25 protein-coding genes and 3 pseudogenes are annotated in these 25,755 nt (G+C 64.9%); 9 read left to right on the forward strand and 19 right to left on the reverse strand.

The genetic code is table 11. From position 1 onward, the window contains the following. Positions 1 to 559: pseudogene (locus ON44_RS18255) on the forward strand (2,4-dienoyl-CoA reductase); the annotation flags it as partial. A gap of 55 nt (positions 560 to 614) precedes the next feature. Then, the gene (locus ON44_RS18260) at positions 615 to 1,328 is read left to right on the forward strand and encodes a flavin-containing monooxygenase (protein ID WP_051182167.1); all 714 of its coding nucleotides are present in this window, start codon (positions 615 to 617) and stop codon (positions 1,326 to 1,328) included. A 262-nt stretch (positions 1,329 to 1,590) separates the two neighbouring features. On the opposite strand, the gene ON44_RS18265 is transcribed toward ON44_RS18260, so the two are convergent. Next, entirely contained in the window at positions 1,591 to 2,778 is a 1,188-nt protein-coding gene (locus ON44_RS18265; protein ID WP_040691632.1) for an epoxide hydrolase family protein, read from the reverse strand. Between the two features lie 103 nt (positions 2,779 to 2,881). On the opposite strand from ON44_RS18265, the gene ON44_RS18270 reads away from it, so the two are divergent. Beyond that, a complete protein-coding gene (locus tag ON44_RS18270; RefSeq protein ID WP_040691633.1) occupies positions 2,882 to 3,451 on the forward strand; it encodes a CGNR zinc finger domain-containing protein in 570 nt (189 codons plus the stop codon). A 10-nt stretch (positions 3,452 to 3,461) separates the two neighbouring features. Here the strand turns inward: ON44_RS18270 and ON44_RS52630 are convergent. Together ON44_RS52630 and ON44_RS50305 are read right to left on the reverse strand one after the other, a co-directional pair. Next, positions 3,462 to 3,638: pseudogene (locus tag ON44_RS52630) on the reverse strand (LuxR family transcriptional regulator); the annotation flags it as partial. An 11-nt stretch (positions 3,639 to 3,649) separates the two neighbouring features. After that, positions 3,650 to 3,820 (reverse strand): annotated as a pseudogene (locus ON44_RS50305) (nitroreductase/quinone reductase family protein); the annotation flags it as partial. 243 nt (positions 3,821 to 4,063) lie between these two features. Between ON44_RS50305 and ON44_RS50310 the strand changes: the two are divergent. After that, a complete protein-coding gene (locus tag ON44_RS50310; RefSeq protein WP_051182168.1) occupies positions 4,064 to 4,321 on the forward strand; it encodes a helix-turn-helix domain-containing protein in 258 nt (85 codons plus the stop codon). A 583-nt stretch (positions 4,322 to 4,904) separates the two neighbouring features. Here ON44_RS50310 and ON44_RS18285 read toward each other — a convergent pair. Continuing rightward, positions 4,905 to 5,282 carry a nitroreductase family deazaflavin-dependent oxidoreductase gene (locus tag ON44_RS18285; RefSeq protein ID WP_040691634.1) on the reverse strand — a complete coding sequence of 126 codons (378 nt, stop codon included), beginning with the start codon at positions 5,280 to 5,282 and terminating at the stop codon, positions 4,905 to 4,907. Positions 5,283 to 5,359: 77 nt separating this feature from the next. On the opposite strand from ON44_RS18285, the gene ON44_RS18290 reads away from it, so the two are divergent. Then, positions 5,360 to 5,869: an NUDIX hydrolase gene (locus ON44_RS18290; RefSeq protein WP_040691635.1), complete on the forward strand. Its 510-nt coding sequence runs from the start codon at positions 5,360 to 5,362 to the stop codon at positions 5,867 to 5,869. A 214-nt stretch (positions 5,870 to 6,083) separates the two neighbouring features. On the opposite strand, the gene ON44_RS18295 is transcribed toward ON44_RS18290, so the two are convergent. The 11 genes from ON44_RS18295 to ON44_RS18345 form a co-directional block, all read right to left on the reverse strand. Then, positions 6,084 to 6,764 (reverse strand): TIGR00266 family protein, encoded by a 681-nt coding sequence (locus ON44_RS18295; protein ID WP_040691637.1) that lies wholly within the window; start codon positions 6,762 to 6,764, stop codon positions 6,084 to 6,086. Positions 6,765 to 6,782: 18 nt separating this feature from the next. Further along, positions 6,783 to 7,166 (reverse strand): arsenate reductase family protein, encoded by a 384-nt coding sequence (locus ON44_RS18300; RefSeq protein ID WP_040691639.1) that lies wholly within the window; start codon positions 7,164 to 7,166, stop codon positions 6,783 to 6,785. Positions 7,167 to 7,179: 13 nt separating this feature from the next. Further along, the gene (locus tag ON44_RS18305) at positions 7,180 to 8,703 is read right to left on the reverse strand and encodes a glycosyltransferase family 39 protein (RefSeq protein WP_040691641.1); all 1,524 of its coding nucleotides are present in this window, start codon (positions 8,701 to 8,703) and stop codon (positions 7,180 to 7,182) included. A gap of 80 nt (positions 8,704 to 8,783) precedes the next feature. Continuing rightward, positions 8,784 to 10,091, reverse strand: a complete 1,308-nt coding sequence (locus ON44_RS18310) for an aspartate aminotransferase family protein (protein ID WP_040691643.1) — start codon at positions 10,089 to 10,091, stop codon at positions 8,784 to 8,786. Next, complete coding sequence (locus tag ON44_RS18315; protein WP_040691644.1) at positions 10,092 to 11,234, reverse strand: ABC transporter substrate-binding protein; 1,143 nt, start codon at positions 11,232 to 11,234, stop codon at positions 10,092 to 10,094. After that, positions 11,231 to 12,007, reverse strand: coding sequence for an ABC transporter permease (locus ON44_RS18320; RefSeq protein WP_040691646.1), 777 nt, complete (start codon positions 12,005 to 12,007; stop codon positions 11,231 to 11,233). Before ON44_RS18320 ends, ON44_RS18315 begins: the two co-directional genes overlap by 4 nt. Continuing rightward, positions 12,004 to 12,912 (reverse strand): ABC transporter ATP-binding protein, encoded by a 909-nt coding sequence (locus ON44_RS18325; RefSeq protein ID WP_245567218.1) that lies wholly within the window; start codon positions 12,910 to 12,912, stop codon positions 12,004 to 12,006. The genes ON44_RS18320 and ON44_RS18325 overlap by 4 nt, the downstream gene beginning before the upstream one ends. Continuing rightward, a complete protein-coding gene (locus tag ON44_RS18330) occupies positions 12,909 to 13,799 on the reverse strand; it encodes an ABC transporter permease (protein WP_040691648.1) in 891 nt (296 codons plus the stop codon). The genes ON44_RS18325 and ON44_RS18330 overlap by 4 nt, the downstream gene beginning before the upstream one ends. Before the next feature lie 91 nt (positions 13,800 to 13,890). Further along, complete coding sequence (locus ON44_RS18335) at positions 13,891 to 14,928, reverse strand: TIGR03842 family LLM class F420-dependent oxidoreductase (protein ID WP_040691650.1); 1,038 nt, start codon at positions 14,926 to 14,928, stop codon at positions 13,891 to 13,893. A gap of 19 nt (positions 14,929 to 14,947) precedes the next feature. Then, the gene (gene hydA, locus ON44_RS18340) at positions 14,948 to 16,369 is read right to left on the reverse strand and encodes a dihydropyrimidinase (protein WP_040691651.1); all 1,422 of its coding nucleotides are present in this window, start codon (positions 16,367 to 16,369) and stop codon (positions 14,948 to 14,950) included. A gap of 16 nt (positions 16,370 to 16,385) precedes the next feature. Then, a complete protein-coding gene (locus ON44_RS18345) occupies positions 16,386 to 17,222 on the reverse strand; it encodes a nitrilase-related carbon-nitrogen hydrolase (RefSeq protein ID WP_040691652.1) in 837 nt (278 codons plus the stop codon). A gap of 122 nt (positions 17,223 to 17,344) precedes the next feature. On the opposite strand from ON44_RS18345, the gene ON44_RS18350 reads away from it, so the two are divergent. After that, on the forward strand, positions 17,345 to 18,796 hold the full coding sequence (locus tag ON44_RS18350; RefSeq protein ID WP_245567219.1) for an aminotransferase class I/II-fold pyridoxal phosphate-dependent enzyme: 1,452 nt from the start codon (positions 17,345 to 17,347) through the stop codon (positions 18,794 to 18,796). On the opposite strand, the gene ON44_RS18355 is transcribed toward ON44_RS18350, so the two are convergent. After that, the gene (locus ON44_RS18355; RefSeq protein WP_040691653.1) at positions 18,793 to 20,673 is read right to left on the reverse strand and encodes a CocE/NonD family hydrolase; all 1,881 of its coding nucleotides are present in this window, start codon (positions 20,671 to 20,673) and stop codon (positions 18,793 to 18,795) included. The genes ON44_RS18350 and ON44_RS18355 overlap by 4 nt on opposite strands. Before the next feature lie 266 nt (positions 20,674 to 20,939). Here ON44_RS18355 and ON44_RS53470 point away from each other — a divergent pair, with 266 nt between their 5' ends. The 3 genes from ON44_RS53470 to ON44_RS18370 all read left to right on the forward strand — a co-directional run bounded on the left by ON44_RS53470 (position 20,940) and on the right by ON44_RS18370 (position 22,983). Continuing rightward, entirely contained in the window at positions 20,940 to 21,659 is a 720-nt protein-coding gene (locus ON44_RS53470) for a peptidylprolyl isomerase (RefSeq protein WP_040691654.1), read from the forward strand. Between the two features lie 154 nt (positions 21,660 to 21,813). Beyond that, complete coding sequence (locus ON44_RS18365) at positions 21,814 to 22,689, forward strand: LLM class F420-dependent oxidoreductase (protein WP_040691655.1); 876 nt, start codon at positions 21,814 to 21,816, stop codon at positions 22,687 to 22,689. Positions 22,690 to 22,737: 48 nt separating this feature from the next. After that, positions 22,738 to 22,983: a hypothetical protein gene (locus ON44_RS18370; RefSeq protein ID WP_040691656.1), complete on the forward strand. Its 246-nt coding sequence runs from the start codon at positions 22,738 to 22,740 to the stop codon at positions 22,981 to 22,983. A gap of 19 nt (positions 22,984 to 23,002) precedes the next feature. Here ON44_RS18370 and ON44_RS18375 read toward each other — a convergent pair whose 3' ends face one another. The 3 genes from ON44_RS18375 to ON44_RS18385 form a co-directional block, all read right to left on the reverse strand. Further along, the gene (locus tag ON44_RS18375; protein ID WP_040691657.1) at positions 23,003 to 23,440 is read right to left on the reverse strand and encodes a VOC family protein; all 438 of its coding nucleotides are present in this window, start codon (positions 23,438 to 23,440) and stop codon (positions 23,003 to 23,005) included. A 112-nt stretch (positions 23,441 to 23,552) separates the two neighbouring features. Beyond that, on the reverse strand, positions 23,553 to 25,073 hold the full coding sequence (locus tag ON44_RS18380) for an ArnT family glycosyltransferase (protein ID WP_051182169.1): 1,521 nt from the start codon (positions 25,071 to 25,073) through the stop codon (positions 23,553 to 23,555). Further along, positions 25,051 to 25,701 carry a TetR/AcrR family transcriptional regulator gene (locus ON44_RS18385; protein ID WP_040691661.1) on the reverse strand — a complete coding sequence of 217 codons (651 nt, stop codon included), beginning with the start codon at positions 25,699 to 25,701 and terminating at the stop codon, positions 25,051 to 25,053. Before ON44_RS18385 ends, ON44_RS18380 begins: the two co-directional genes overlap by 23 nt. Between the last annotated feature and the right edge of the window lie 54 nt (positions 25,702 to 25,755).

Below are 25,755 nucleotides of genomic sequence, written 5' to 3' on the forward strand. Positions count from 1 at the left end.
GCACAACGTGATCGGGATGCTCGCCACCCTGGGAGTCGACCTGGTCGAGGTGTCGGGCGGCAGTTACGAAAGCCCGGCCATGAACGGCCGACCGGCGGACGGGCGCACGGCCGCGCGCGAAGCGTACTTCCTGGAACTTGCCGCGGATCTGGCCAAGACCAGCCCGATTCCGCTCATGCTCACCGGCGGAATCTCCCGCAGCGACACCGCCGAACGCGTCCTGTCGAAGAATGTCGCGGTGGTCGGGATGGCAACCGCGCTGGCGGTGACGCCGGATCTGCCCGCTCGGTGGCGCGAGCGTCTCGGCGCGGCCGGAACGCTGAAGCCGGTGAACTGGTCGGACAAATCCCTCGCCTCCGCGACCGAGATGGCGCAGGTCCGCTATCAGATGCGCAGGATGGCGGCCGGCAGGCAACCGGCCCTCGGTGTCAGGCCCGCGCTGGCGCTGGTGGCCGATCAGCGCGTGCAACGACGTGCGTTGCGCCGCTACTCCCGATGGCTGGCATCGAAGAAGCAGCGCCCGGCCGGGACACCATCTGTCCGCACGGCGGCGCGCTGAGCCCCCGCCGCATCGTCGTCCCCACGAGCCCGCCTCGTCGACACTCGAAGGAATCATGCCCACAAGCACGACCGCGCCGCGTGAAGTCCCGTCGGCGACCACCATCCCGCACAACCATGTCGCGATCATCGGAAGTGGCTTCGGCGGTATCGCCACCGCGGTGCGGTTGCGCCGCGCCGGCTTCTCCGACTTCGTCATGCTGGAACGCGCCGACGAGGTGGGCGGGGTGTGGCGCGATAACGACTACCCCGGCGCCGCCGTAGATGTGCAGAGCAACCTCTACTCGTTCTCCTTCGCACCGAACCCCAACTGGCGCAACACCTTTGCCAAACAGCCGGAGCTGTTCGGTTATCTGAGGAATGTCGCCGACTCACAGGGGCTGCGGGAGCATCTGGTGCTCGAATGCACGGTCGAGCATCTGACGTGGGAGCCGGTCGCACAGTTGTGGCGCATCGAAACCACCCTCGGCGCACGCACCGCGACCCACGTGGTGCTGGCGACCGGCGCACTCGCCGATCCGGTGATCCCCGCAATCCCCGGCCTGGACCGATTCGAGGGCGTGAGTTTCCACTCCGCGCGCTGGAATCACGACTGCGACCTGACCGGAAAGCGCGTCGCTGTCATCGGCACCGGCCCCTCGGCGGTCCAGTTCGTTCCCGCCATCGGGCCCGATGTGGCGCAGATGACCGTCTGGCAGCACGGCCGAGACGGCGACACCCTGCGGCCGGATCCAGATCCAATTGTTGATACTGCTTACATGTCCGATTAGCGTAATGTTTACACCGCATACATTTGAGCGAGGGAGCTGTACCGATGGTCCTGAAGCGAGTAGGAGTTCGTTGATTCGATTCGACCTCGTTACGACCGTCACGAGTTCGCACGCACTATCGCCGTCCAGCTCGCCTGCCCCAGAGGAACGCGCCGGTTCCTCCCAAATCTACAATTGGGCTACGGATTTGGGACGCTCGCCGGGCCGAGCATTCGGCGCGCAGCTCCTCGGACCAATTCCGAGTCCCGGCACCCAGCCGCGTTCACCGATTAGCGGCCAGCACTGCCGCGAGGCCTTCTTGCAGGTCCTTGACGAAATACTCGGGAACCTCCAGCGACGGGAAATGTCCCCCGGTTCCGGGCGACCTCCATCGGACGATCTGTCGGTATCGTTCCTGTGCCCAGGGGCGCGGACACTTATCGATGTCGCGGGGATACATAGTGATTGCTGACGGGACGTCGACCCGAAGTTCGGGGTCGAGCGAGTTGTGGCTTTCGTAGTAAATGCGGGCCGACGATGCGCCGGTCCGCGTCAGCCAATACAGGGTGACGTCGTCGAGAATGCGGTCTCTGGAAATCGTCTCGAACGGGCTATCTTCGGTATCTGTCCACTCAGCGAACTTGTCGAGGATCCAGGCAAGAAGCCCGACCGGTGAGTCGACGAGCGAGTAGCCGATGGTCTGCGGTCGGGTCGCCTGCTGCTTCGCGTACGCCGCGCGGTGGCGCGTCGGCGATCCGCCCCAGAAATCGCGGGTTTCCTCGGTCCACTTGCGCTCGACCGCCGTCAGCCCGTCCGTTGTCAACCCGGGCGGTCCCTCCGCGAACGTTGTGTGGATGCCGAGAACGTGCGCCGGGAACCTGCCGCCGAGAACCGTGGTGATATTGCCTCCCCAGTCGCCGCCGTGGGCCGCGAACTTGCTGTAGCCGAGCCTTCCCATCAGCTCCACCCATGCGGCCGCGATCTTTTCGGTTCCCCACCCGGTGGTGGCCGGCTTGTCGCTGTAACCAAAGCCCGGTAGCGACGGAACCACGACGTGGAACGCTGGCGCGTCGGCGTCTTTCGGATCTGCCAGCTCGTCTACTACATCGATGAACTCGGCAATGCTGCCTGGCCAGCCGTGCGTCAAGATCAGCGGAGTGGCATCGGCGCGCGCGGATCGGCGGTGCAGGAAGTGGATTCCCAGATCATCAATGGTCGTGCGGAACTGGCCGATCCGGTTGAGGCGCTCTTCGAACGACCGCCAGTTGTACCCGGTGCGCCAGTAGTTCACGACATCGACGAGGTCGGCGAGAGGAACGCCCTGTTCCCATCGGCGAGGGTCGGGCGCGGCGCGATAGACCGTCTCGGCCTCCGGTAGCCGCGCCGCGGCTAATCGCGCGCGCAGATCGTCGAGGTCAGCGTCGGTTGCGTGGGGTTCGAATGCTTGCACGTCGCTGGTTGGACGGGGCATGAGATCTCCTGGTCGTCGTGTAACCGGTTACGACCTGCCGCGAACCGGCTTAGACGGTTCTAACATGTCTTTATGCCAAAGTGCAACCAGCTAAGGTGGTTCCATGCATGCCGGGTTCCCCGACTTTCGCCTGGGCAACGTGCTGGCGACCAGCTTCACGGCGACTCTGACTGAGCGTCGTGGCGACGCTGTGGAGCGCATACCCACGCCGCAGCGACTCGTCGACTGGCTGGCAGTGAACGGCCTAGCCGTGGACTCCTGCACCACCGCCCAGCTCGAACGCGCTCGGGAACTGAGGGAATCAATTCACGCCGCCGTGACAGCGACCGCGATCCAAGACGCTCTCCCTGCGTCTGCTGTCCAAGTCATCAATGACTGCAGCATTCGGGGTCGGGCGGCGGCTATCCTGACGCCCGAGGGCAATCGTCAGTGGCGACTCAGCTCGGCTTCCTGTGTAGAAGATGCCCTAGGCGTAATCGCCGCCGACGCGATCAGCATCATCGCAGGCGAACGAGACGGAAAATTGGCCTTGTGCGCATCGCCAACCTGCCGAGCCGCCTTCTTCGACACCAGCCAAAGTCGCACCCGGAAATGGTGTGACATGAACACGTGCGGGAATCGTCAGAAGAAGGCGCGCTTCAATGCCAATCAGCGCAAAAACACCAGAGGCTGACTACTAGCGTTCAGGGCCCTGACTGGAGTTCGTCGCTCACCAGGCCATCCCGCACTGCGCGCGCGACCAGAGCGGCCTTCGAGGTTATAGGCCGACCGACGACCTGATACTTCTCTCGGATTCGGCTCAGGTGCGTGTTCAAGGTCCCCATCGATATGTAAAGCTGTTGTGCAGCATTGGGTTTCGTGCCCATCCCAACTAGCTCGGGGGCAGCACGAAGACCGGGATCTGGCGGGTGGTCTTGCTCTGGTAGTCGGCGTAGGGCGGGTACGCCGCGACGGCACGCTCCCACCAGATTGCCTTCTCCTCCCCGAAAACTTCGCGAGCGATGTAGTCCTTGGTGACGGTGCCGTCCTGCAACCGGAGGCGCGCTTCCGGTACGGGCTCGACCATGTGCTCAATGGCATCGCCGCCGCCCTTCCCCACCAGAGTAGGCAGGCCGTGCCGCTCCCGGACGGGACACAACCCTCGTGCGCGCAGCATCGACAGGCCGATCCATCCTGACCGCTGCCAATATTCCTCGGGGAACGTGTTGGCCGGTCAGGATCTCGCCTATCGAGGGGAAAAGAAGGACCCTGCACTTCGCACCAGCAGCGCCGCACCGATCTGGAAGTGAAGATGCTGGCGGCCCATCGCGATTCGGGCGGGGTCTACGGGTCGCCGCGGATCACCGCCGAGCTACGCGCCGCCGGTGAAATCGTGTCGGAGAAGACGGTCGCCAAGGTCACGGCCGAGATCGGGGTGGCCGGGATCAGTCCGCGTACGTTCGAACCCGACCACGGTGGGCGTCGTTCCCTGCGGACCTGGTGGCGCGCTGCTTCGACCGGGGGCGTGTCGATGCGGTGTGGTCTACCGATATCACCTACCTGATCTGCGGCGGGATCGACATGTATTCAATGCGCGGTACGCGCCGGGCACTCCAAGAAAGTGCTCGGCTGGGCCGTTGCTGATCACATGTGCGTCGAGCTGGTCACCGCCGCCGTCGGCATGGTCGTGACCACGCGCCGGAGCCGCTGCGCGGGCCGACGCCGGAGCCGAATCGCTGTGGTCGAGTTTCGAACACGAATACTATTACCGGCACGTATTCGCCGCGAAACCCGAACTTGTTGCCGCAGTTGACAGGTGGTGAGCAGGCAACTTCCAAGGTACTGGGCTACCGGGACGGGCGCCCGAACATTGCACGGCGTTATGACACCCGAGCAAGCGGATCCGCAGTGTTTTGCCGTGGGCGGCACGGCTGCAGGTATCGGCTCATTGGATGAGCCATACGACCCTGACCTACGTCGAGCGCGAATTCGGCGAGGCTGCTGATCTAACGGGCAGCAGGCTAGCGATCAGCCCTGGTCTCATCTGCAGGCTGCCCCCGCCAGACACGCAGGTAGTGCTCGACCCGCGCGACCGCAAACTGAAACCCCTTGCTCGGACAAAGGTTTCAGCGTCAGATCGCAGACTGCTACGCCGGGCGCGCCTGCAAGTAGTCCGTCGCCGACATCACCCTCAGCACCTGCCGAACACCGAGTGGCGCCCACGCCGCCGACGCATCGTGCACCACCACCGGATCGATCAGCAGCACCACGGTACCTTTGACCTCGAGTTCGAAACCGTCTGCGGCCGTTATGTTCTTGACCCAGTCCGCATCACGGCCATAGGTCAGTGCGATCCGGTACACACCGTCGTTTTCGAACGCCCACACCGGAGTTCTATAGGGCCGCCCGGATTTTCGCCCCTTGTGGACGACCATGCTCATCGGGGGCACTTTTCCGGCCAACCGACCGAGGATCGGGTTCGTCACATGCCGGTTCAATTTCGCCAGTGTGCGCGGAAGCACCATCTGGGGCGGTCCTCTCTCAGGGTGGCGTGCGGAGATCAGGTTACTCTCGACCGGTGTTCGTGCACCCTCAGTCGGAGATGATCGCGGTCTATGACGCCGCGGGCTGCGAAATCGGCGCGGCCGACCGGGCCAGCGTCTATCGCGACGGTATCTGGCATGCCAGTGCGGGTGTGCTCGTTCGCTCCGGCGACGGCGAACGCGTCTATGTGCACCGTCGCACCGATACCAAGATGGTCTTCGCCGGTATGCACGACTGCCTGGCCGGTGGTGTCGTCGATCCCGGCGAGACCCCGGCGCAGACCGCGGTCCGTGAACTCGCCGAGGAACTCGGCATCGTCCTGCCCGCCGACGCACCACCGCTCCCCCTGCGGGCCAGCGCGTCCTGGGACGGCATCTGGCAGGGCGCGCCGATGCGCTGCCACCTGTTCGCCTACGAGTTGCGCTACGACGGGCCAATCCGGCACCAGCCCGAGGAGATCGTGGACGGCTGGTGGTGGACCGATGCCGAACTGCGCGCACATCTGGCCGACCCGACCTGGCCGTTCGTCCCCGACACCCGCATCCTCACCGACCAACTGCTGGCTTGAAACGCCATCGGCCCACCAGGTCGAGGACCTGATGGGCCGATGAGCCTGCGTTCTGTCAGGCGGCGCTACCGCTCATAGCACCCATGACCTGGGTGAAGAGGTTGGCGACGACTTCGAGGAGCTCCATGTACATTCCCTTGCTGGACCCGATATGAAAGGTGCATTCTGCATGAGCTAGGTGTCCAGCAGGTAAGGGGGTTGTGAAAACCGGTGACTAACCCGAGGACGCCACCGATCCCGCCCAGGCCGCGAAGGCGCCCGGATTGCGGGTCTGGAGCAACACCCGGCCAGGTCCGGTGAAGTCGAAGACGAAGCCTTCGCCCGACTTCAGCGACTGGATGGAACGCCCGGATACCGCGCGCCGGATGGTGAAATTCATGGCCAGGTCATAGGCCACCACATGGCCGGTATCGATGGTGATCGGCTCGCCCGGCTGCAGATCGATCACATCGATCGCGCCGAATACACCGACGACCACCTCACCCTCGCCGTGCGCGCGCAGACCGAACCCGCCCTCGCCGCCGAACAGGTTCGCGAAACCGCCCCATTTGCCCTCGACCTGCACGCCGTGCGAGTTCGCGATCCAACCGCCGCGGCTGATGAAGAACGGCCGATCGGGGGTGATCTGCAGGTTCAGCATGTCGCCTGGCAATGCGGGCGCCACGTCCACCCAGCCGCCCTGTGCCGGTGCGGTGAAGGTCGAGACGAAAAATGATTCACCCGCCAGCACCGAACGCTTCAGCCCGGCGAGAATGCCGCCTTCGGCCTTGGCCTGCAACGAAACTCCCGCCGAATGCGCGACCATGGCGCCGCTCTCGACCCGCATCGGCTCGCCGCCGGCCAGGAAGCACCGCGCGACCGCAGAGGCCGGACTATGACGCAGTTGTACCTTCATAAATGCCGACCCTACCGGCTATTTCGGCTCCGAAGGGTCCAGCGATTCCAAGGTCTTCTCATCGCGCGCGACGACCGCACCACCATCGGCTGTGAGCACGATCGGCCGCTGGATCAGCTGCGGATTCGCAGCCAGCGCCTCGATCCAGCGCTCCCGGTCCGCGGCGGTGCGTCCCCAGCCGGATACACCCAGATCCTTGGCGATCTGCTCACCGGTGCGGGTGATATCCCACGGCTCGGCGCCCAGCCGCTTCAGCACGGTCCGCAATTCCGCCGCCGTGGGCGGATCGTCGAGGTAGCGCCGGACCTTGTACTCCACGCCCGCCTCGTCCAGGTGTGCGGTGGCATTGCGGCTCTTGCTGCACCGCGGGTTGTGCCAGATCTCGGTTTGCCCAGATGTCATGGTCGCAGCGTACCTACAGGTGCATCCAGGTCGGCCACACCTGCGACCACGGGTGGCGCAGACCGGTACATTTCCACACTGTGACGTTCTGGGTGTTGCCCGGATAGCCGATTCGACTGTCCACCTTGGCAACCGGTTCGACGTCGTCGAAATCCCAATGTAGGAAGGCTTCGTTCACGCCGACCGCGATCACGGCCGAGGCATTGTCCGGTGGCATGCCGAAGTAGCCGAAACCGCGGCTCGGACTGTAGATCGGTGGCAGGCGATCGCGGTCGAATTGGTCCAGGGCACTGGCCTGCCAGTAGGTGTCGGTCACGATGACGGCGTCGGCACGTTCGGCCGGGGTGAGCGATTCATAGGCCTGCCGGACGGCGGAAGTCAGTTCGGGCCAACCGAATTCGCCGTACACACCGATATTGATGGCGGCCTCGGCGTCATCGGCGGGTGGCTCGACGTGCTCGGCATCGCGCCACGGCGTCGACCACAGCACATAGCCCGCGGCCACGGCGGTGAGCACCACGCCGGCAACTGAGACCAAGCGTCTCGGTGTGGGACTCAGGCGATCCGCGATTCCGACGAGACCGACCGCACCGGCCGCGATCACCACACCGAACATTCCGGCGACGTAGTAGATCCGGCCACCGATCACCAGGAAGACGGCGACGAGTATCAGCAGAGTCGCGCCGAGGAACCGGTACGGGCGTAGCGAGGCATCGCACAGCAGCGCCCACACGCCATAGGCCAACAGCACCGCTCCCAGATACCCCGCCAGCAGCACCGCCAGCGGTACGAAGAGCGCCCGGCCGCCGAGTATGCCCTGTTCACCGCTGATTACCTCGCCCATCGACAGCTGCGGCCAATCGTTGCGCGCCTGCCAGATCAGTGACGGCGCGGTCGCCGCGACCACGATGACACCGCCGAGCCACAGTAGCGGCCGCCGCACCAGTTCGCGCGGACCGAAGATCAGCGAACTCACCGCGACGCCGATCCAGAAGAACGGAATCAGCCATTTCACTTGCATATCGACCGCGGTAACCAGCGCGGCGCACAGCAGCAGGCGATCACGGCGGGTCCGCACCCAGCGCACCACCAGCCAAGTGATGATCACCCAGAGCACGGTGTCGACCGCGTTGGTGGTCAGCATTTTGCCTTGGAGCAGCAGAAACGGTGAGGTCGCGTAGCCGAGGGCGGCGAGCACCTGGGCCGCCGCTCCGCCGCCGAGTTCGCGCGCGATCACCGCGCACAGCACGATGCCGAGGACGGTCAGCGCGACAACGGGTAGCCGCAGCACAAAGAAGCTTCCGGGTGCGATCGTATCCATCAACCGCGCCAGCATCGGCAATACCGGACCTTGATCGGCATAGCCGAACGACGGCCGACGACCCGCCGCCAGGAAGTAGAGCTCATCGCCGAAGTAGTCATAGCGGCTGGTCGAGAACACCAAGACGGCCGCGGACGCGGTGGCGATGACACCGACGCCCACATTCGCCATTGGCGGGCGCGCCTCGGACTCCTGACGATCGGCGGTGTCGGTCACGTCAGCTCCTGCGGAGTTCCGAGGTGGACCGCTCGAATGTAGCGGGAAACGGCTATTTCCCCCGCCGACCGGCAGGCGATTCACCCCACGTATTCGTCGGCGACCTCCAACACTTCGTCGACGATCTCCAGCCCCGTGCGCAGTTCGTCGGCCGAGGTGGTCAGCGGCGGCGCGATCTGGAAGCGGTTACCGGCATTGAACGGCCACAGCCCGCGCTCCTTGGCGGCGGCGGTGACCCGGTTCATCGGTTCGGCGGCGGAGCCGGCGGCCGCGAACGGGATCAGCGGCTCGCGGGTGTGTGGATCGCGCACCAACTCCAGTGCCCAGAAGAAGCCGAGGCCGCGCGTCTCGCCGACGCTCGGATGCCGAGACGCCAACTCCGCCAAGCCCTTTCCGAGTACATCCGCGCCGACCGTGCGCACATGGTCGAGGATGCCGTCGCGTTCGAAGACGTTGATCGAGGCGATGCCCGCGGCACAGGCGAGGGGATGTCCGGCGTAGGTGAGTCCGCCGGGATACACCGTATTGTCGTAGCGCTGCGCGATCCGTTCGGCCATCAGTACACCGCCGAGCGGAACATAGCCGGAGTTCACGCCCTTGGCGAAGGTGATGATATCGGGTGCGACATCGAAGGCCTGCACCGCGAACCACTCACCGACCCGGCCGAATCCAACCATCACCTCATCGGCGATATAGACGATGCCGAATTCGTCGCACAGTTCCCGGACACCGGCGAGATAGCCCGGCGGCGGCACGAGCACACCGTTGGTGCCGACCACCGTCTCCAGGATCAGGCCCGCAATGTGTTGCGGCCCTTCCAATTCGATCACCTGGCGCAGGTGGTTCAGCGCCGCCGTCGTCTCTTCTTCGGGAGTGCTCGAGCCCCACGGGGATCGGTAGGGGTAGGGCCCGAAGAAGCGGACCACGTCGACATTGGTCGGCTCGGCACCCCAGCGCCGCGGCTCACCGGTCAGCCCGATCGCAACACCGGTGCCACCGTGATAGGAGCGATAGGCGGCGAGCATTTTGGTGCGTCCGGTGTAGCTGCGGGCCAACCGCACCGCATGTTCGACGGCCTCCGCACCACCGGTGGTGAACAGGATCCGGTTCAGCTCGCCCGGTGCGCGTTCCACGATCAGCCGGGCCAGTTCGCTGCGCGCCTCGTTGCCGACGGTCGGCGAGATGGTCGCGAGTTTCTGTGCCTGATCGACAATGGCCGCGACAATATCCGGATGTTGGTGGCCGATATTGACATTCACCAGTTGGGAGGAGAAGTCGAGGTAGCGTTTGCCGCTCTCCTCCCAGAACCACGAGCCCGACGCGCCGACGATCGGTACCGGATTCAGGGTCGCCTGGGCGCTCCAGGGGTAGAAGACGTGATCGACCACCTATTTACCGCCTTCGGTCAGTGTCACCTGCTGCGGCGCGAATCCCGTTCCGGTGACGTCGATTCCACCGGATTTCAGTAGGTCCAGTGCCTTGGTGACGTATTCGTTGGTGAACGCGCTCGCATCGGGATCCTGCTTCAGCACCGTGACGCCCTCCTGGTTCTTGGTCTCCTTGGCGATCTTCACGGTGCGGTCCCATGCGGACTTGTCGATCATGCCGATCCCGTTGGGCGAGGGCCAGATCAGCTTGTTGACCTCGTTGATCTGCCACTGCTGGTGGCTGGCGCCGAGCGTGCTGCCCGCAGCGACGGTGATATCGCGGCATTTGTCGACATTGTCGCGGCAGAACGCCCAGCCCTTCAGCGAGGCCGCGATGAATTTGACGGTCTGGTCCTGGTATTTCGCATCCTTCAGCTTCTCCGAATTCGCCCAGATCGCGTCCTGCAGCATGGCCACGCCCTCGTCGTTCCAGTCGATGGTGGCGAAATCGTCTGCGGTGTAGAGCTTCCCGGTGGCCGGATTCTTCGTCTCCAGCAGCTGGGCGTATTCGTTGTAGGACATGGCCTGCGCGGCAGTGATGTCCTTGGCGAGGAAGGCGTTCATATCGAACTGCTGCTGGACCAGCTTGACATCCTTGGACGGATCGATGCCCGCCTTGGTCATGCCCGCAAACAGCTCGAATTCGTTGCCGTAGCCCCAGTTTCCAACGGTCTTACCGCGCAGCGCGGCCGGGCCCGTGATGTTGTCGGACTTGAACGACACCTGCTTGGTGCCCGAGCGCTGGAACACCTGCGCCACATCGGTGATACCCGCCCCGGACTCGCGCGAGGCCAGCGCCTTGGGTACCCAGGCGATCGCGTAATCGGCCTGTCCCTGGGCCAGTACCGTCTGCGGCACGATATCGGTTCCGCCATCGAGGATTTCGACGGACAAACCCTGCTCCTTGTAGAAGCCCTGGTCCACGGCGGCCAGATAACCGGCGAACTGCCCTTGCTTGAACCACTGCAATTGCAGGCGGACCTTGGTCAGTCCGTCTGCGGTGGTTCCTGAGCCACTGTCGGTGGTGCTGCAGCCGGTCAGCGCGGCCGCCGCCAACGCCGCCAGCGCGAGACAAGCACGTAAACGCCCTGTGGTGGTTCTCATTTCGATCTCCCAAAGATGTCGCGGATCAGGATGTTCCGGGGTCGGCGGGTCAGTTGTTCGAGAATCAGAACGACGGCGAGGAAGAGCAGGCCGACGATCATGGCGCCGACCACATAGGCCCACGCGCGCGGATAGGCGGTATTCGCTGCGGCGGAGGTGATTCGGCTGCCGAGGCCGTTCTGCAGGCCGCCGAAGTATTCGGCGATGATGGCCGCGATCACCGCACCCGGCGCCGCGATGCGCAGGCCGGTGAACAGGTAGGGCAGTGCCGCGGGCAGCCGTACCGTGCGGGTGATCTGCCAGCCGCCTGCCGCATAGGAGGTCATCAGATCGGTGTGCACCTGCGGCACCTGCCGCAGGCCGCGGGCGGTGCTGACGAACATCGGGAAGAACACCACGATGGCCACGACCATGCGGCGCGGGGTGTCTGTGGTGGTCGAATACATCGAATTCAGCAGCGGGGCGAGCGCGACGATCGGCACGGCAGCGGCCGCAGCGGCCAGCGGCGTCAACAGCCCCTCGACCAGCCGGAACCGCACCGCGACCATGGCGGCCACAATGCCGAGGACCGCCCCGACCAGTAGACCGATCAGGGCATTCGTACCGGTCGCGGTGGCGGCATCGACGATGCGATCGAAGTTCTCGGTGAACTGTTTCGCGATCGCGGTCGGCGCGGGCAGCAGGAACGACGGCACACCCGCGACGACGGTCAGCACCTGCCACAGCGCTAATCCGCCGACACCGAATACCACCGGTGGTAGCCACGTCTTCATTGCAGATCCTGTCCCGCGACGATGATGTCGGCGGTCTCGTGTCCGCCGCGCAGTGCGGTGCGGACGGCGGCGACGGCCTCGAAAAACGCCTCGCTGGAACGGATATCGTCACCGCTGACACCCGCTTCCCGGCCCCAGCCGCCGGTCGGCACGATCTCGGTGATGCGGCCGGGCCGCGGTGACATGACCACCACGCGATCGGACAGGAACACCGCCTCCGGAATGGAGTGCGTCACGAAAACCACTGCGGCACCGGTCTCTCCGGCGATGCGCAGTAACTCGCCCTGCATGCGTTCGCGGGTCATTTCGTCCAGCGCCCCGAATGGTTCGTCCATGAGCAGCAGCGATGGCTTGCGAGCCAACGCCCTGGCAATCGCCACACGCTGTTGCATGCCGCCGGACAGTTCCGCCGGATAGCGGTGCGCGAAATCGGTGAGACCGGCCATTTCCAGGAGCTCCGCACTGCGAGAGCGTCTTTCGGCCTTCGGAACCTTGTGCAACTCGAGCGGCAATTCCACATTGGCCTGTACGGTGCGCCAGTCCAGGAGTCCCGCCTGTTGGAAGGCGATGCCGTAATCCTGGTCGATTCTGGCCTGCCGCGCCGACTTGCCGTGCACGGTCACGCTGCCGCTGCTCGGCCGTTCCAGATCGGCGATGATGCGCAGCAGGGTGGATTTGCCGCAGCCCGAGGGACCGATCAGCGAGACGAACTCCCCCGCACGGACTTTCAGCGAGACACCCGTGAGCGCGGTCACCGAACCCGCGTCGAAGATCTTCCCGAGATCGGTGAGGTCGACCGCGGCAACGTCTTCGGCCTTCGCCGCGACGGGACCCGCATCCGGCGCCTGGATCTGCTCGTCGGCCGCATCGCTACCCGTGGTGGCCGATTCCACTTTCCCGGTCAACGGGTACCTCCTGAAGAACCGCGCGCCCCAGCGGGACGGCTGTAACGACGTAGTGCCACTTCGACCGAGCCGACGACGGCGGTCACGGCGACACCGAGCAGTGCAGCGGCGAGAACAGCCGCGTAGAGCCGGGCCGCATCGCCGGTGGCCTGCTGGGAGAAGACGATGATCTGGCGGCCGATGCCACCCGCGGTGCCGGTCGAGATCTCCGCGACCACGGCACCGATCACCGATGCCGCAGCGGCCAAGCGCAGGGCGGACAGAAAATGCGGCACCGCGGCGGGAAACCGCAAGTGCACCAATGTCTCCCACCAATTCGCGGAGTAGCTGTGCAGCAATTCCACCGATGCCTTGGACGGCGCCTGCAATCCGCGCAACATTCCGACCGCCACCGGGAAGAAGGCCAGATACGACGCGATGACCGCAATACTCATCCACGGCCGCCACGGCTCACCGGCAATGACGATCTTCCCGCCCCACCCGGCCACCAGCGGTGCCAACGCGATCAACGGAACCGTCTGCGAGACAACGATATAGGGCAGTAATCCGCGCTCGACGAAGGAGAAGCGCTGCATCAACACCGCGAGCGCGATACCGACTACCGTGCCGATCGCCAATGCCAACAACGCGAGGCCGAAGGTGAATCCCGCTGTGCGCAGCAGTGTTCCGCCGACAGTGCCGGCGCCGTCTTTGTCACCGAGTACGGTGATGACCGACCAGACGTGCGGCAACGCAGCGTCGCTCGTGCGCGGCAGAATCCGGGTATCCCCGATACTCACCCCGCGCTCGGGCACGAAGTACTTGACGAGTTCCCAGATCGCGACCACCAGCACCAGCACACCGACCGCGTAGCCGACCTGCCGCGCCCGCAAAGCTCCCGCTCTCATTGATCACCCACCGACACCGGAACCGGCTCCGCGAGACGCCTCTTGACCAGCTCATAGCATCCCGCCGCGAGCGCCGCCGCTGCTGAGGCGATCACTCGGCGCCCGCCGTCGCCGTGACCGGATGCGCCAACCGTGGCAGCACCGACTCCCCGTACGCCTCCAGCGTGGCGGTCTTGGCATCGTGCTGGAGATAGACCGCGAACTGGTCGACACCCAACTTCTCCAACTCGTGCAGCCGAGCCAACTGCTCATCGGGCGTGCCGATTACACAGAAACGGTCCACGATGGCGTCCGGCACGAATTCGGCATGCGTATTGCCCGCGCGCCCGTGCTCGTTGTAGTCGTAGCCCTGACGGCCCGCGATGTAGTCGGTGAGCGCGGCCGGAATATCGCCGTCGGAACCGTATTTCGCGACGATATCAGCCACATGATTGCCGACCATGCCGCCGAACCAGCGGCACTGTTCGCGGGCATGCGACGTCGCGGCATCGGATCCGTCGGTGACGTAGGCCGGTGCCGCCACACAGATTTTCACCGATCCTGGCGCGCGCCCGGCCTTCACGGCGGCCGCCCGCACCCGGGCGATCGTCCACGCGGCGATATCCGGGTCGGCGAGTTGCAGAATGAATCCGTCGGCGACCTCACCGGTCAGATCGAGTGCACGCGGACCGTATCCGGCCACCCACACCTCGAGCCGCGAGGCGCTCGCCCACGGGAAGCGCACCACGGTGTCGCCGATACGGGCACTGCGACCATTGCCGAGTTCCCTGATCACCTCGATGGATTCCCGCAATGTCGCCAAGGTCGTCGGTTTGCTGCCGAGGGTGCGCACCGCGGAGTCACCGCGGCCGATACCGCAGACGGTGCGATTGCCGAACATATCGTTGAGCGTTGCGAAGGTCGACGCGGTCACCGTCCAGTCCCTGGTGGCCGGGTTGGTGACCATCGGGCCGACGACCACCTTGCGGGTGGCGGCCAGAATCTGGCTGTGGATGACGTAGGGCTCCTGCCACAGCAGGTGCGAATCGAAGGTCCAAACATGCGAAAAGCCGTGTGTCTCCGCCTGTCTGGCCAGTTCGACCACCCGCGAGGCGGGAGGTGTGCATTGCAGCACCACACCGATATCCATGCGGCACTCTCCAATCGGGTCAGATCAGGTTCTGCGACAGCTCGCGGGCGATGAACCGGCCGTGACCGGCACTGCCCAGATACGAGCCGTCGTCGATGATCACGCGGCCGCGCGAGAGCACCGTGTCGACGTGTCCGTCGATCTCGAAGCCCTCCCAGGCCGAATGATCCATATTCATGTGGTGTGTCTTGCCGAATCCGATGCTGGTATGCCCGGTCGGGTCATAGATGACGATGTCGGCGTCGGCACCCGGACTGATGACACCCTTGCGCGGATACATGCCGAACATGCGTGCCGGGGTGGTGCAGCAGACCTCGACCCAGCGCTCCAGTGATATCAACCCGTTCTTGACGCCCTGGAACATCAGATCCATCCGATGTTCGACGCCGCCGATCCCATTGGGGATCTTGCTGAAGTCACCGAGCCCCAACTCTTTCTGATCCTTCATGCAGAAGGGACAGTGGTCGGTGCTCACCGATGTGACATCACCCGTGCGGATATAGCGCCACAGTTCGTCCTGATGTCCTTCCACCTTCGACCGCAGCGGCGTCGAGCACACCCACTTCGCGCCCTCGAAACCCGGTGCGCCCAAATGCTCTTCGAGCGACAGATACAGGTACTGCGGACAGGTCTCACCGAAGACGTTCTGCCCGTTACCCCGCGCGGCGGCGATCTGTTCCATCGCCTGCTTGGCCGAGACGTGCACGACATACAGCGGCGCATTCGTCAACTGCGCCAACATGATCGCGCGATGTGTGGCCTCCTCCTCCATCTGCCACGGCCGGGAGACACCGTGGTAGTACGGCGAGGTCTCACCGCGAGCCAGTGCCTGCTCGACCAGCACATCGATGGCGATGCCGTTCTCCGCGTGCATCATCAGCAGCGCGCCGAGATCGCCCGCCGATTGCATGGCCCGCAGGATCTGACCGTCATCGGAGTAGAAGACACCCGGATAGGCCATGAACAACTTGAAGCTGGTGACACCCTCGGCCACCAATTCGCTCATCCCCTTGAGGGATTCGTCGTTCACCTCACCGATGATCTGGTGGAATCCGTAGTCGATCGCGCAGTTGCCCGAGGCCTTCTCGTGCCACAGACCGAGGGTGTCCTGTACCCGCTCCCCCGGCTTCTGCACCGCGAAGTCGACAATGGTCGTGGTGCCGCCCCAGGCGGCCGCGCGGGTGCCGGTCTCGAAGGTATCCGAGGCCTCGGTGCCGCCGAAGGGCAGCTGCATATGGGTGTGGCCGTCCACGCCGCCGGGAATCACATATTTGCCGGTCGCGTCGATGACCACATCCGCGGACTCGGCGAGATCCGCGCCCAATGCGGTGGCACCGGGTTGCAGGACCGCGACAATCGTCTCGCCGTCGACGAGCACATCGAGCAATTGCGATCCGGTGGCCGAGACCACCGTGCCGCCGTGAATGAACGTTTTCGTCATATCGATATCACCAGCCTCAGGGAGCCACCATCGGTCCGTAGGCGTCGGGGCGGCGATCGCGATAGAACGCCCAGCGGTCGCGCACCACCTTGATCAGATCCATATCGAGGTCACGGATCACCAGTTCCGGATCGGTGTCCGAGGCGACGTCTCCGACGAATTTACCTTCCGGATCCACGAAATAGCTGGTTCCGTAGAAATCGTCATCGCCGTATTCCTCGATGCCGACCCGGTTGATGGCGCCGATGAAGTATTCGTTGGCGACCGCGGAGGCCGGTTGCTCCAGCTTCCACAGGTAGCCGGACAGGCCGCGCGAGGTCGCGGAGGGGTTGAAGACGATTTCCGCACCCGCCAGGCCCAGCGCGCGCCAACCCTCTGGGAAATGCCGGTCGTAGCAGATGTAGACGCCGACCTTGCCGACCGCGGTATCGAAGACCGGCCAGCCCACATTTCCTGGCCGGAAGTAGAACTTCTCCCAGAATCCGTTGACGTGCGGAATATGATGTTTGCGGTACTTGCCGAGATAGCTGCCGTCCGCATCGATGACCGCCGCGGTGTTGTAGAGCAATCCGGGCTGTTCCTGCTCATATACCGGCAGGATCATTACCAAGCCCAATTCCTTTGCCAGGGCGGCGAATCGCTCCGTTGTCGGCCCCGGCACCGATTCCGCGTAGTCGTAGAACTTCGCGTCCTGCAACTGGCAGAAGTACGGGCCGTAGAACAACTCCTGGAAGCAGATCACCTTGGCGCCCTGTGCGGCGGCCTGGCGTGTGTAGTCCTCGTGCGCCTTGATCATGGACTCTTTATCACCCGTCCAGTTCGTCTGGACGAGCGCCGCTCGAACGATTCCCATGCTTTGTTATACTTCACCGAGATCCAATTCGGTTGTGTTACAAGATTGCGGAAACAGTTTCGTAGCCGTAAACCTTGGGGCCGGTCTTCGTTCCGGCGCTGTGCCCGACGCAGAATGACGCTGTGAACTTCGATCCGACGACCGCACCGCAGGTGTCCGCAGACGACCTGCGAGATACCGCGCCCGCCCCCGTCGCGGCCCGGTCCGGCCTGTTCAATGCGGATCTCGAAGATCGCACCCCGGCCGGAATCGCGGCAGCGGTGAGCCGCCGGATTCGTTCCGGAGCAATCGAACCCGGATCGCGGCTGCCGACCGTGCGTGAGGTCGCCCGCGAGTTGCGGGTCTCCCCCGCTACCGTCAACCAGGCTTGGCGCGCGCTGGCCGCCACCGGCGCGATAGTGGCGCGGGGGCGTGCCGGAACCTTCGTCGGCGAACGCAGCGCCACCCACGCGGCCGCGCCGACGGGACGCTATCAGCGCCTGCACCCGCCTTCGGACAGCGCCTTCCGCATCGATCTGTCCCGCGGTACCCCCGATCCGCAGCTTCTTCCGGATCTGGTCGCCGCACTGCGCGCGATCACCGAGCACGGACGCGGCAACGATCTCGCGGCGGACTATCTCGGCGAGGCCGTGCTGCCGGAACTGGCCGCCAAGGTGCGCACCGATTGGCCCTTCCGCGCCGAACGGCTCGCCGTCGTCGACGGGGCGCTCGACGCCATCGATCGACTGCTCACCACCCATGTGCGGCTCGGCGATGCGGTGGCTGTCGAGGATCCCTGCTTCCCACCTTTTCTCGACCTGCTCGCCCGGATCGGGGCTCGGCCTATTCCGGTTCGCATGGATGAATCCGGTCTACTGCCGGACGATCTCGAGCGGGCACGCGGTGCCGCAGCGCTGATCCTGCAGCCACGCGCGCAGAATCCGACGGGTGCGTCGCTGACCCCCGCACGCACCCGCGAACTGTCCGAAATCCTCACCGGCACAGATACTCTCGTCATCGAGGACGATCACTCCGCGGGCATCGCGTCCACCGCACTCCGATCCCTCGGCTCGCGACTGCCGAGCCGAACGGTACATATCCGCTCCTACTCCAAATCGCACGGCGCGGACCTGCGCCTCGCGGTGGTCGGCGGACCCGCCGAGCTACTCGATCCGATGGTCGAACGGCGCATGCTCGGCCCCGGCTGGACCAGTCGACTGCTGCAGCGCCTGCTGCTCACCATGCTCGACGACGACACCGCCGTGCGCGCCGTCGCCGCCGCTCGCACCGAATATCGCAGGCGCTCAACCGAACTCCGCCGCGCGCTGGCCCGCAAGGGCGTCGCCGTCGCTCGCGGTGACGGCATCAATCTGTGGCTCCCCGTCGCCGACGAGAACGCGGCCATGATCTCCCTGGCCGCCGCGGGCATCAAGGCCGCGCCCGGCCGCCCCTTCGAGGTCGAGGACCACCCGCACGGCGACCACCTGCGCATCACCGTCGCCGCGATCACCGACGGCGAGCTGGACTGGCTCACCGGCGAGCTCGTCGCCGCGACCACCGCGGCCCCCACCTACCGTCGCGTTCGCCGCGCTTAGGATCCCGGCTCGATATCGAAGCTGGTGGTGCCGTCGTCACCGGCCGGGATGACAGGCACGATCACCGAGGACGGATGCTCGGCATCCTTGTAGATCGTCTGCGTCGCGGGCTGCGTGCGGGCGCTTTCACCGAAGGGTTCGCCGGTATTCGGATTCGGCGCGTATTGCGGGTAGTCACTGCTGCTGATGGCCACCCGGATTCGATCGCCCGCCTTGAACTGGTAGCTGGTCGGCCAGATCTTGATGGTGAACGCATAGGGCTGGCCGGGCACCAGCGGGGTCGGATCCGATATCGAATCCCGGAACGCGGCACGGATGATGCCATTGTTGAGGTTGACCGCCGAACCATTGGGTGAGACGACCTCCAGCCGCGCGACGAAATCGGTATCCGGCGCGGTGGACGATGCCCACAGTTTCACGGTAATCGGCCCGGTCACCTCGGTATCGGCGCCGAGCGGATCGGTGGTGTAGGTGAGCACATCCGAACGCTGCTCGACCGAGGTCTGGTCGAAAGGTCCCTGCGGACCCGATCCGACAGAGCAGCACGAATGTCCGCCGATACTCGGTGCGGGTACGGCCGGGTCGTAGACATACCGGTCGACCGCCACGGGCCCGCTCGGCGCGTGATCGACGAGTTTTCCAACCCGACCGACTACGCCGTTGGCGCCGCTGTCGGCGAAGAAGTATTCCTTCCATTGTGTTTGCGGCAGTGGCCAACTCGGTGCCGTCTTCCAACGATCGGCACCCATCAGGAAGTAGTCGACGCGGGGTTTGCCCGCGACGCCGTTGTCCGTGCCTTTGAGGAAGTCGTCGAACCACGCCAGCATCAACTCGTTGATCGGGCTGTCACCGACCGGTCCGAGCTGCTCGAGCCGGGGCGCGATCATCGAGGTGGGTCGTCCCCAGCCGAGGTGGTCCCAGGGACCGATCACCAATCGCTGGTTCTGCCGTGCCGGTGCGGCGCCGCGCTCGACCATGCCGGTGAAGTTCTCGATGCCGCCCGCGAGGAATGCGTCGTACCAGCCCTCGATATCGAGCACCGGCACCTGCACATTCGGGTAGCGGTCGCGGATGCTCCACTGCTTCCAGTAATCGTTGCGTGTCGAGTTGCGGATCCAGTCGAAGTACCACGGCGCGACGGCCGGATTATTCGGCTGCAGCGGCGGAAAGTCTTTATAGGGACGGTAATTCAGCCACGAAGTGATGTTCTGCAGATCCGCGCGCAGCTGGTTGGCGGTGGCCTTGTCGTCACGTCGGTCGGCCGATTCCGCGCCGATGGTGCCCATGGCCCATGGTTCGACGAAGCCGAGGCGGAAGGCGCCGCCCTCGTAGGTCCAGCCGTCGTAGTAGTCGGAGGCGGTATTCGCGGGCACGATCGTGGTCAGGTGTGGCGGCGTCTCGATGGCGGCCAGCCATTGTGTCGCACCGACATATGACGAGCCGTACATGCCGACCTTGCCGTTCGAACCGGGCAGTTGCGCGGCCCATTCCACGGTGTCGTAGCCGTCGTGGGTGTCATTGCCGAATTCGGTGAATGTGCCGTCCGAGCTGCCGATACCGCGAATGTCCTGGATGACGACCAGGTAGCAGTGCGAGGCGAACCAGTCGGGTGTGCGATAGCGCGAGGGCTGGATCTGCGCGGCGGTCTTGCCGTACTGGGTGCGCATCAGGATCACCGGCACCGGATCGCTGGTCTGCGGGCGGTACACATCGGCGCGCAGCACCGTGCCGTCGCGCATCGTTGCCGGAATGTCGGCCTGCTTGTCGACCGCGCATGCGCCACGGTCATCGTTGGGTGGCCAAGCACCCGTTTGCGAGGTCGATTTCGTCTCGGTGCCGGCCGTGCATCCACCCACTAGTGCGCCTGCACACACCACTGCGGTACACCAGCGAAATATGTATCCGGACAAGCTGATACACCTCCTGTGGAGGCGATATCACCGGAGAGTCGATGCGCGCCGAGCCAGTTAGCCGATCAGATGCGCCTCCGTCGCAGCCATGCTAACCGACCAGCCGCCGCACATCCGCGGATTTCCATTGCCACACAGTCGCAATACGCATCTCGTTCCGCTGGAAGCGTCGAGATGGAATGATCCGCTCAGCATCACCCGATGCGATACACAACAGAAGGAGACCCTGACCGGTGAGCAGCGAAGTGCACGTGCGGCGATTCGACCACCATCAGCCCATCAGGCAGCATCGCAGAGTCGGGACTGCCCTGCTACGGGGCCTCGGTGTACTCGCCGTCGGCACCACCCTCGCGATCTTCGCCGCGGGCGGGGTCTCGGCGGATCCGGGCACACCGGTCGCCGGATGCGTGGCCCCCGATTCGGCCAAGCCCGAGAGCAAGCAGTGGGCCAGCGAGCCCGCGATGGCGATCGATACGGGCGCGAAGTACACCGCGCGGCTGGAAACCACCTGCGGCACAGTCGATATCGCCCTGGAGGCCGCCCGCGCACCGCGCACGGTGAACTCCTTCGTATTCCTCGCCGGGCAGAAGTATTTCGACCACACCCAGTGCCACCGCTTGACCACCGCGGGCATCTTCGTCCTGCAGTGCGGTGATCCCACCGCCACCGGCACGGGCGGTCCGGGCTACCAGTTCCCGAACGAGAACCTGGACGGCGCCACCTATCCGGCGGGTACGGTCGCGATGGCCAATGCCGGTCCCGACACCAACGGCAGCCAGTTCTTCCTGGTCTACAAGGATTCGCAGCTGCCGCCGAACTACACCCCGTTCGGCAAGATCACCGGCGGTATGGATGTTCTGTCGCGGGTCGCCAACGCGGGCGCCGCGGACGGCGAAGACGGTCGCCCGAACGCCGATGTCGTCCTGAATTCGGTGACCACCACTCAGGGCTGATCGACATAAGCTGGTGGCGGTGTCGTTCATTGCGACACCGCCACCGGTTTTTGGTGGACCCCCTGCGAGATTTGCGTCCCGACACTTGACTTGGAGTGCACTCCAGGTCATAGCGTTGGCAGTGCAAAATCGTCTAGTACCAGGGGATCACTTCATGGAACTCGGTTTTCACCTACCGATATTCGACATCGACGGCGGCACCACCGCCATTGCCGGGGAGTTGGCCCGGGTCGGCGCCGCGGCAGAGGCATCCGGTGCGACCTGGCTGTCGTTCATGGACCACTACTTCCAGATCGAGCCGACCGGCCTGCCTGCCGAGGCCAATATGCTGGAGGGCTACACCACCCTCGGCTATCTGGCCGCGCACACCTCCCGCATCAACCTCGGCCTGCTCGTCACCGGCGTGACCTACCGGCATCCCGGCCTGCTCGCCAAGATCGTCACCACCGTCGATGTCCTGTCGGGTGGCCGCGCGGTGCTCGGCCTCGGCGCCGCCTGGTTCGAGCGGGAACATCGTGGGCTCGGTGTGCAGTTCCCGCCGATCGCCGAACGGTTCGAGCGCCTCGAGGAGACGCTGCGCATCTGTCAGCAGATGTGGGACCCGCAGAACAACGGCCCCTTCGACGGCAAGCACTACCAGTTGGCCGAGACGCTGTGCTCGCCGCAGCCGATCAACCGGCCCAAGGTGCTCATCGGCGGCGGCGGCGAACGCAAGACGCTGCGGTTGGTCGCGCAGTACGGCGACGCCTGCAACCTCTTCGGTTCCGCCCCCGAGGATGTCGGCCACAAACTCGACGTCCTGCGCCGCCACTGCGACGATGTCGGGCGCGATTTCGACGATATCCGCATCACCATCATGGCCAATAATCCTCGCCCGAGTCCGGACAATCGCGACGAATTCGTCCGCCAGATGGCCGATTACGCCAAGCTCGGTGTGCACACCGTAATCATTATCCCGACCTCCGGGTCCCCGGCGGCGTGGATCGAGGGCATGGCACCGGCGGTAACCCAACTCGCCGAACTCGGTTAGCACCCATACGGTACAAGCCCTTTCGTATGGGTTGTACCGAAAGGGCATGTGTCGTATCCGATCTCGTCGCGGGCGAGCGACTCGAGTTCGCGGCCCGACCGGCGCAACCACGACGGCGACCGGAATGCTGCTCACCCCGAATGGGACACCGCCACCGGGGGGTTGGCCGGTAATCGCGTGGAATCACGGCACCGATACCAGTTCCAGAGCTACCACACCGACCACCAGGGCATCGTGGAAGCCTCCTGGCCTCAACTGATCCCGTTCCTCGAAGGTCTGTTCATTACCGAATAGCACTGTGGAACAACGGATATCAATCCGACAGACCGTTCACGAAGTACACCGCCTCCCACAGGTGGCCATCGGGGTCGGCGAAGTAGCCCGCGTAGATGCCCCATGGGCGAGTGAGGGGTGGGCGGACGATGGTGCCGCCCGCCTGTTCGGCCTGTCGCAGGATACGGTCGACGTCCTCGCGGGAATCGGCGAAGAAGCCGAGACTCATCGGGGAACCGGCCACTCGGTCGAGGGTGATGCCTGCATCCATCGCCAGGTCGGTGCGCGAGTAGAGGGACAGAATCAGTCCGTTGTCGAGGGTGAACATGGCGACCGCCCCGCCGGGGTTCTGCTCGTCGCGGATGAACTCGGTGCCGATAATGCCCGGGGAGGAGAGGCCGAGGCCGTCGCGGTAGAAGCGCAGCGACCGTTCGAGGTCGCTCACGGCCAAGGTGATCGCGCGGATATTCGTTTTCATACCGAGCCTCCTGATCCTCGAACCATGGCCGGGGCGCGGCTTCGGCCCCGGCCACGGTTCAGTCAACGCGGGTGGTGTCCGGATGTCTTGAACGAATCGGACAAACGGCTGGTCAGTCGAGGCGAAGCAGGTCGGACCAGACCTGCGACCAGGGCTGACGTGGGGTGCAGCGCCAGATGGTGACATTGCGGGTGACGTCCGGGTAGCCGAGGCGTGCGTCGACGCGACCGACCGGGGTCAATTCGCCACAGGTGGCACGCATTTCGTCTTCGGCATTGCCGACCCAGAGCACCGTTGTCGCGGAATCCGGTGGGGTACCGAAGTATCCGAAGCCGCGGTTCGGGCTATAGATGGCGGGCAGGCCGAAGCGACTCGAGTCGACATCCAAAGCGCTTGCCTGCCAATAGGAATCGGTGACGATCACCGCGTTCGCACGCTCGGCCGGCGGGAGGGCCTGGTAGGCGTCGGCGGTCGCCTCGCGTAGCTCCGGCCAGCCGAACTTGCCGTACAGGCCGATTTCGATGCCGGCCTCGGCCTGACTGTCGACCGGATCGATGGACGACTCGGATTGCCAAGGCATCGTGAACACCGCGATCGCCACCGAAATCGCGACCAGCGGAACGGTCGCATAGGTTCGCCATCGTCCGGTGTACTCGGTCCAGCGCACCGCGCCCGCCGCCATGATCGCCGCGTAGCAGCCGGCCGCGTAGTAGGGGCGACCGTCGGTTGCGATGAATGCCACGGCCAGCAGCAGTGGCAGCGGCGCGAGGAATCGGTACGGCCGCAAGGTCTCCGAGCGGAACAGCGCCCAGATTCCCACGACCAACAGCACACCACCGAACAGCCCGGCCGCGATCAGCGCCAGTGGCAGCCAGGTGTAGCGGCCACCGATCGTCGCCTGCTCCGCCGCGACCACCGCACCCAATCGCAGCTGCGGCCAGTCGTGCCCGGCCTGCCAGATCAGCGTCGGCACCATGACCAGGACAACGAAACCCGCGCCCACCCACAGCACCGGCCGCCGCAACAGCTCCCGCGGACCGTAGATCGCCACCCCGATGGCGACCGCGATCCAGAAGAACGGAATCAGCCACTTCACCTGCATATCCAGCGCCGTGACCAGCGCGGCCCACAGCAACAAACTGTCGCGGCGGGTGCGCACCCACCGGATCAGCAGCCAGCTGATCACCACCCACAATGCGGTATCAATCGTATTGGTGGCCAACTGAGTTCCCTGCACGAGCAGGAACGGCGAGGTCGCATACGCGGTCGCGCTCAATACCTGCGCGGTCCGCGCCCCACCGAACTCCCGGGCGATCTGGGCACTGATCAGCACCGCGGCAACGGTGACCAGTGCGGCCGGAATCCGCAGTGCCACCAGCGATCCCGGTGCCAGCACATCCATCAGCCGGGCGATCGCGGGCAGCAGCGGCCCCTGATCGGCATAGCCGAATCCGAGTCGACGCCCGGCCGATAGGAAATACAGTTCGTCACCGAAGTATCCGTATCGTCCGAGCGATGCGAACAGCATGATCGCCGACACCACGGCGATCGCGCCCACACCGAGCCACGCGAACGGCGCTGTCGTTTCGGCGTCATCTTCCTGCCGCACTTCACTTTCCACCACGGTTGTCATCACGTCCCCCCTTCCGGGTCGCCAAATCGAATAGTCGGCACACGTGTGCCGAGTACGTCGTCATATCGAAGTCTTTCTCCCGAATCGCCCGTCCCGCCGCGCCATCGATGGCATCGCGGATCGACTTGGCCATGACCGCCGGATCGAATTCGCCGAATTCGCCGGTGCGCTGCCCTTCCCGCATGATGTCGATGAGCGGTTGGATGATCTCCTGCTCCCCTTCCGCCGAGGCGAATCGCGGCTTCCCATCCGCATCACGCAGATTCAGCACCACATCGGTCAGCGCCGCGACATACTTCTTGTTCGCATCGATGAAGCCGAGATTCGCCCCGATATAGGCGAGCAACTGATTCCGCGGCCCGTCCGCCGCCATCACCGCGGGCGCGATGTGCTCGCCGCCGGACACATACAGCTGGATCACCAGCTGCTCCATCAGCTCATCCTTCCCCGCGAAGTGATACGAAATGACACCTTTGGAGATCCCGGCATGCTTCGCGATCCGCGCCAGCGAAGCCCGCCCGTACCCCACTTCCGAAATCACCTCCACCGCCGAGGCGATGATCTGCCGCCGCCGTGCCTCCTCGATGAACGACCGCTGCCGACCACCCGTCCCATTTTCTGGCCGCATGGCCAAATTTTAACCCGCCCGCCCAAACAGCCACATCAACCCCAAGAATGACCC

It is taken from the genome of Nocardia vinacea NBRC 16497, assembly GCF_000308835.1.
Lineage (GTDB): Bacteria > Actinomycetota > Actinomycetes > Mycobacteriales > Mycobacteriaceae > Nocardia > Nocardia vinacea.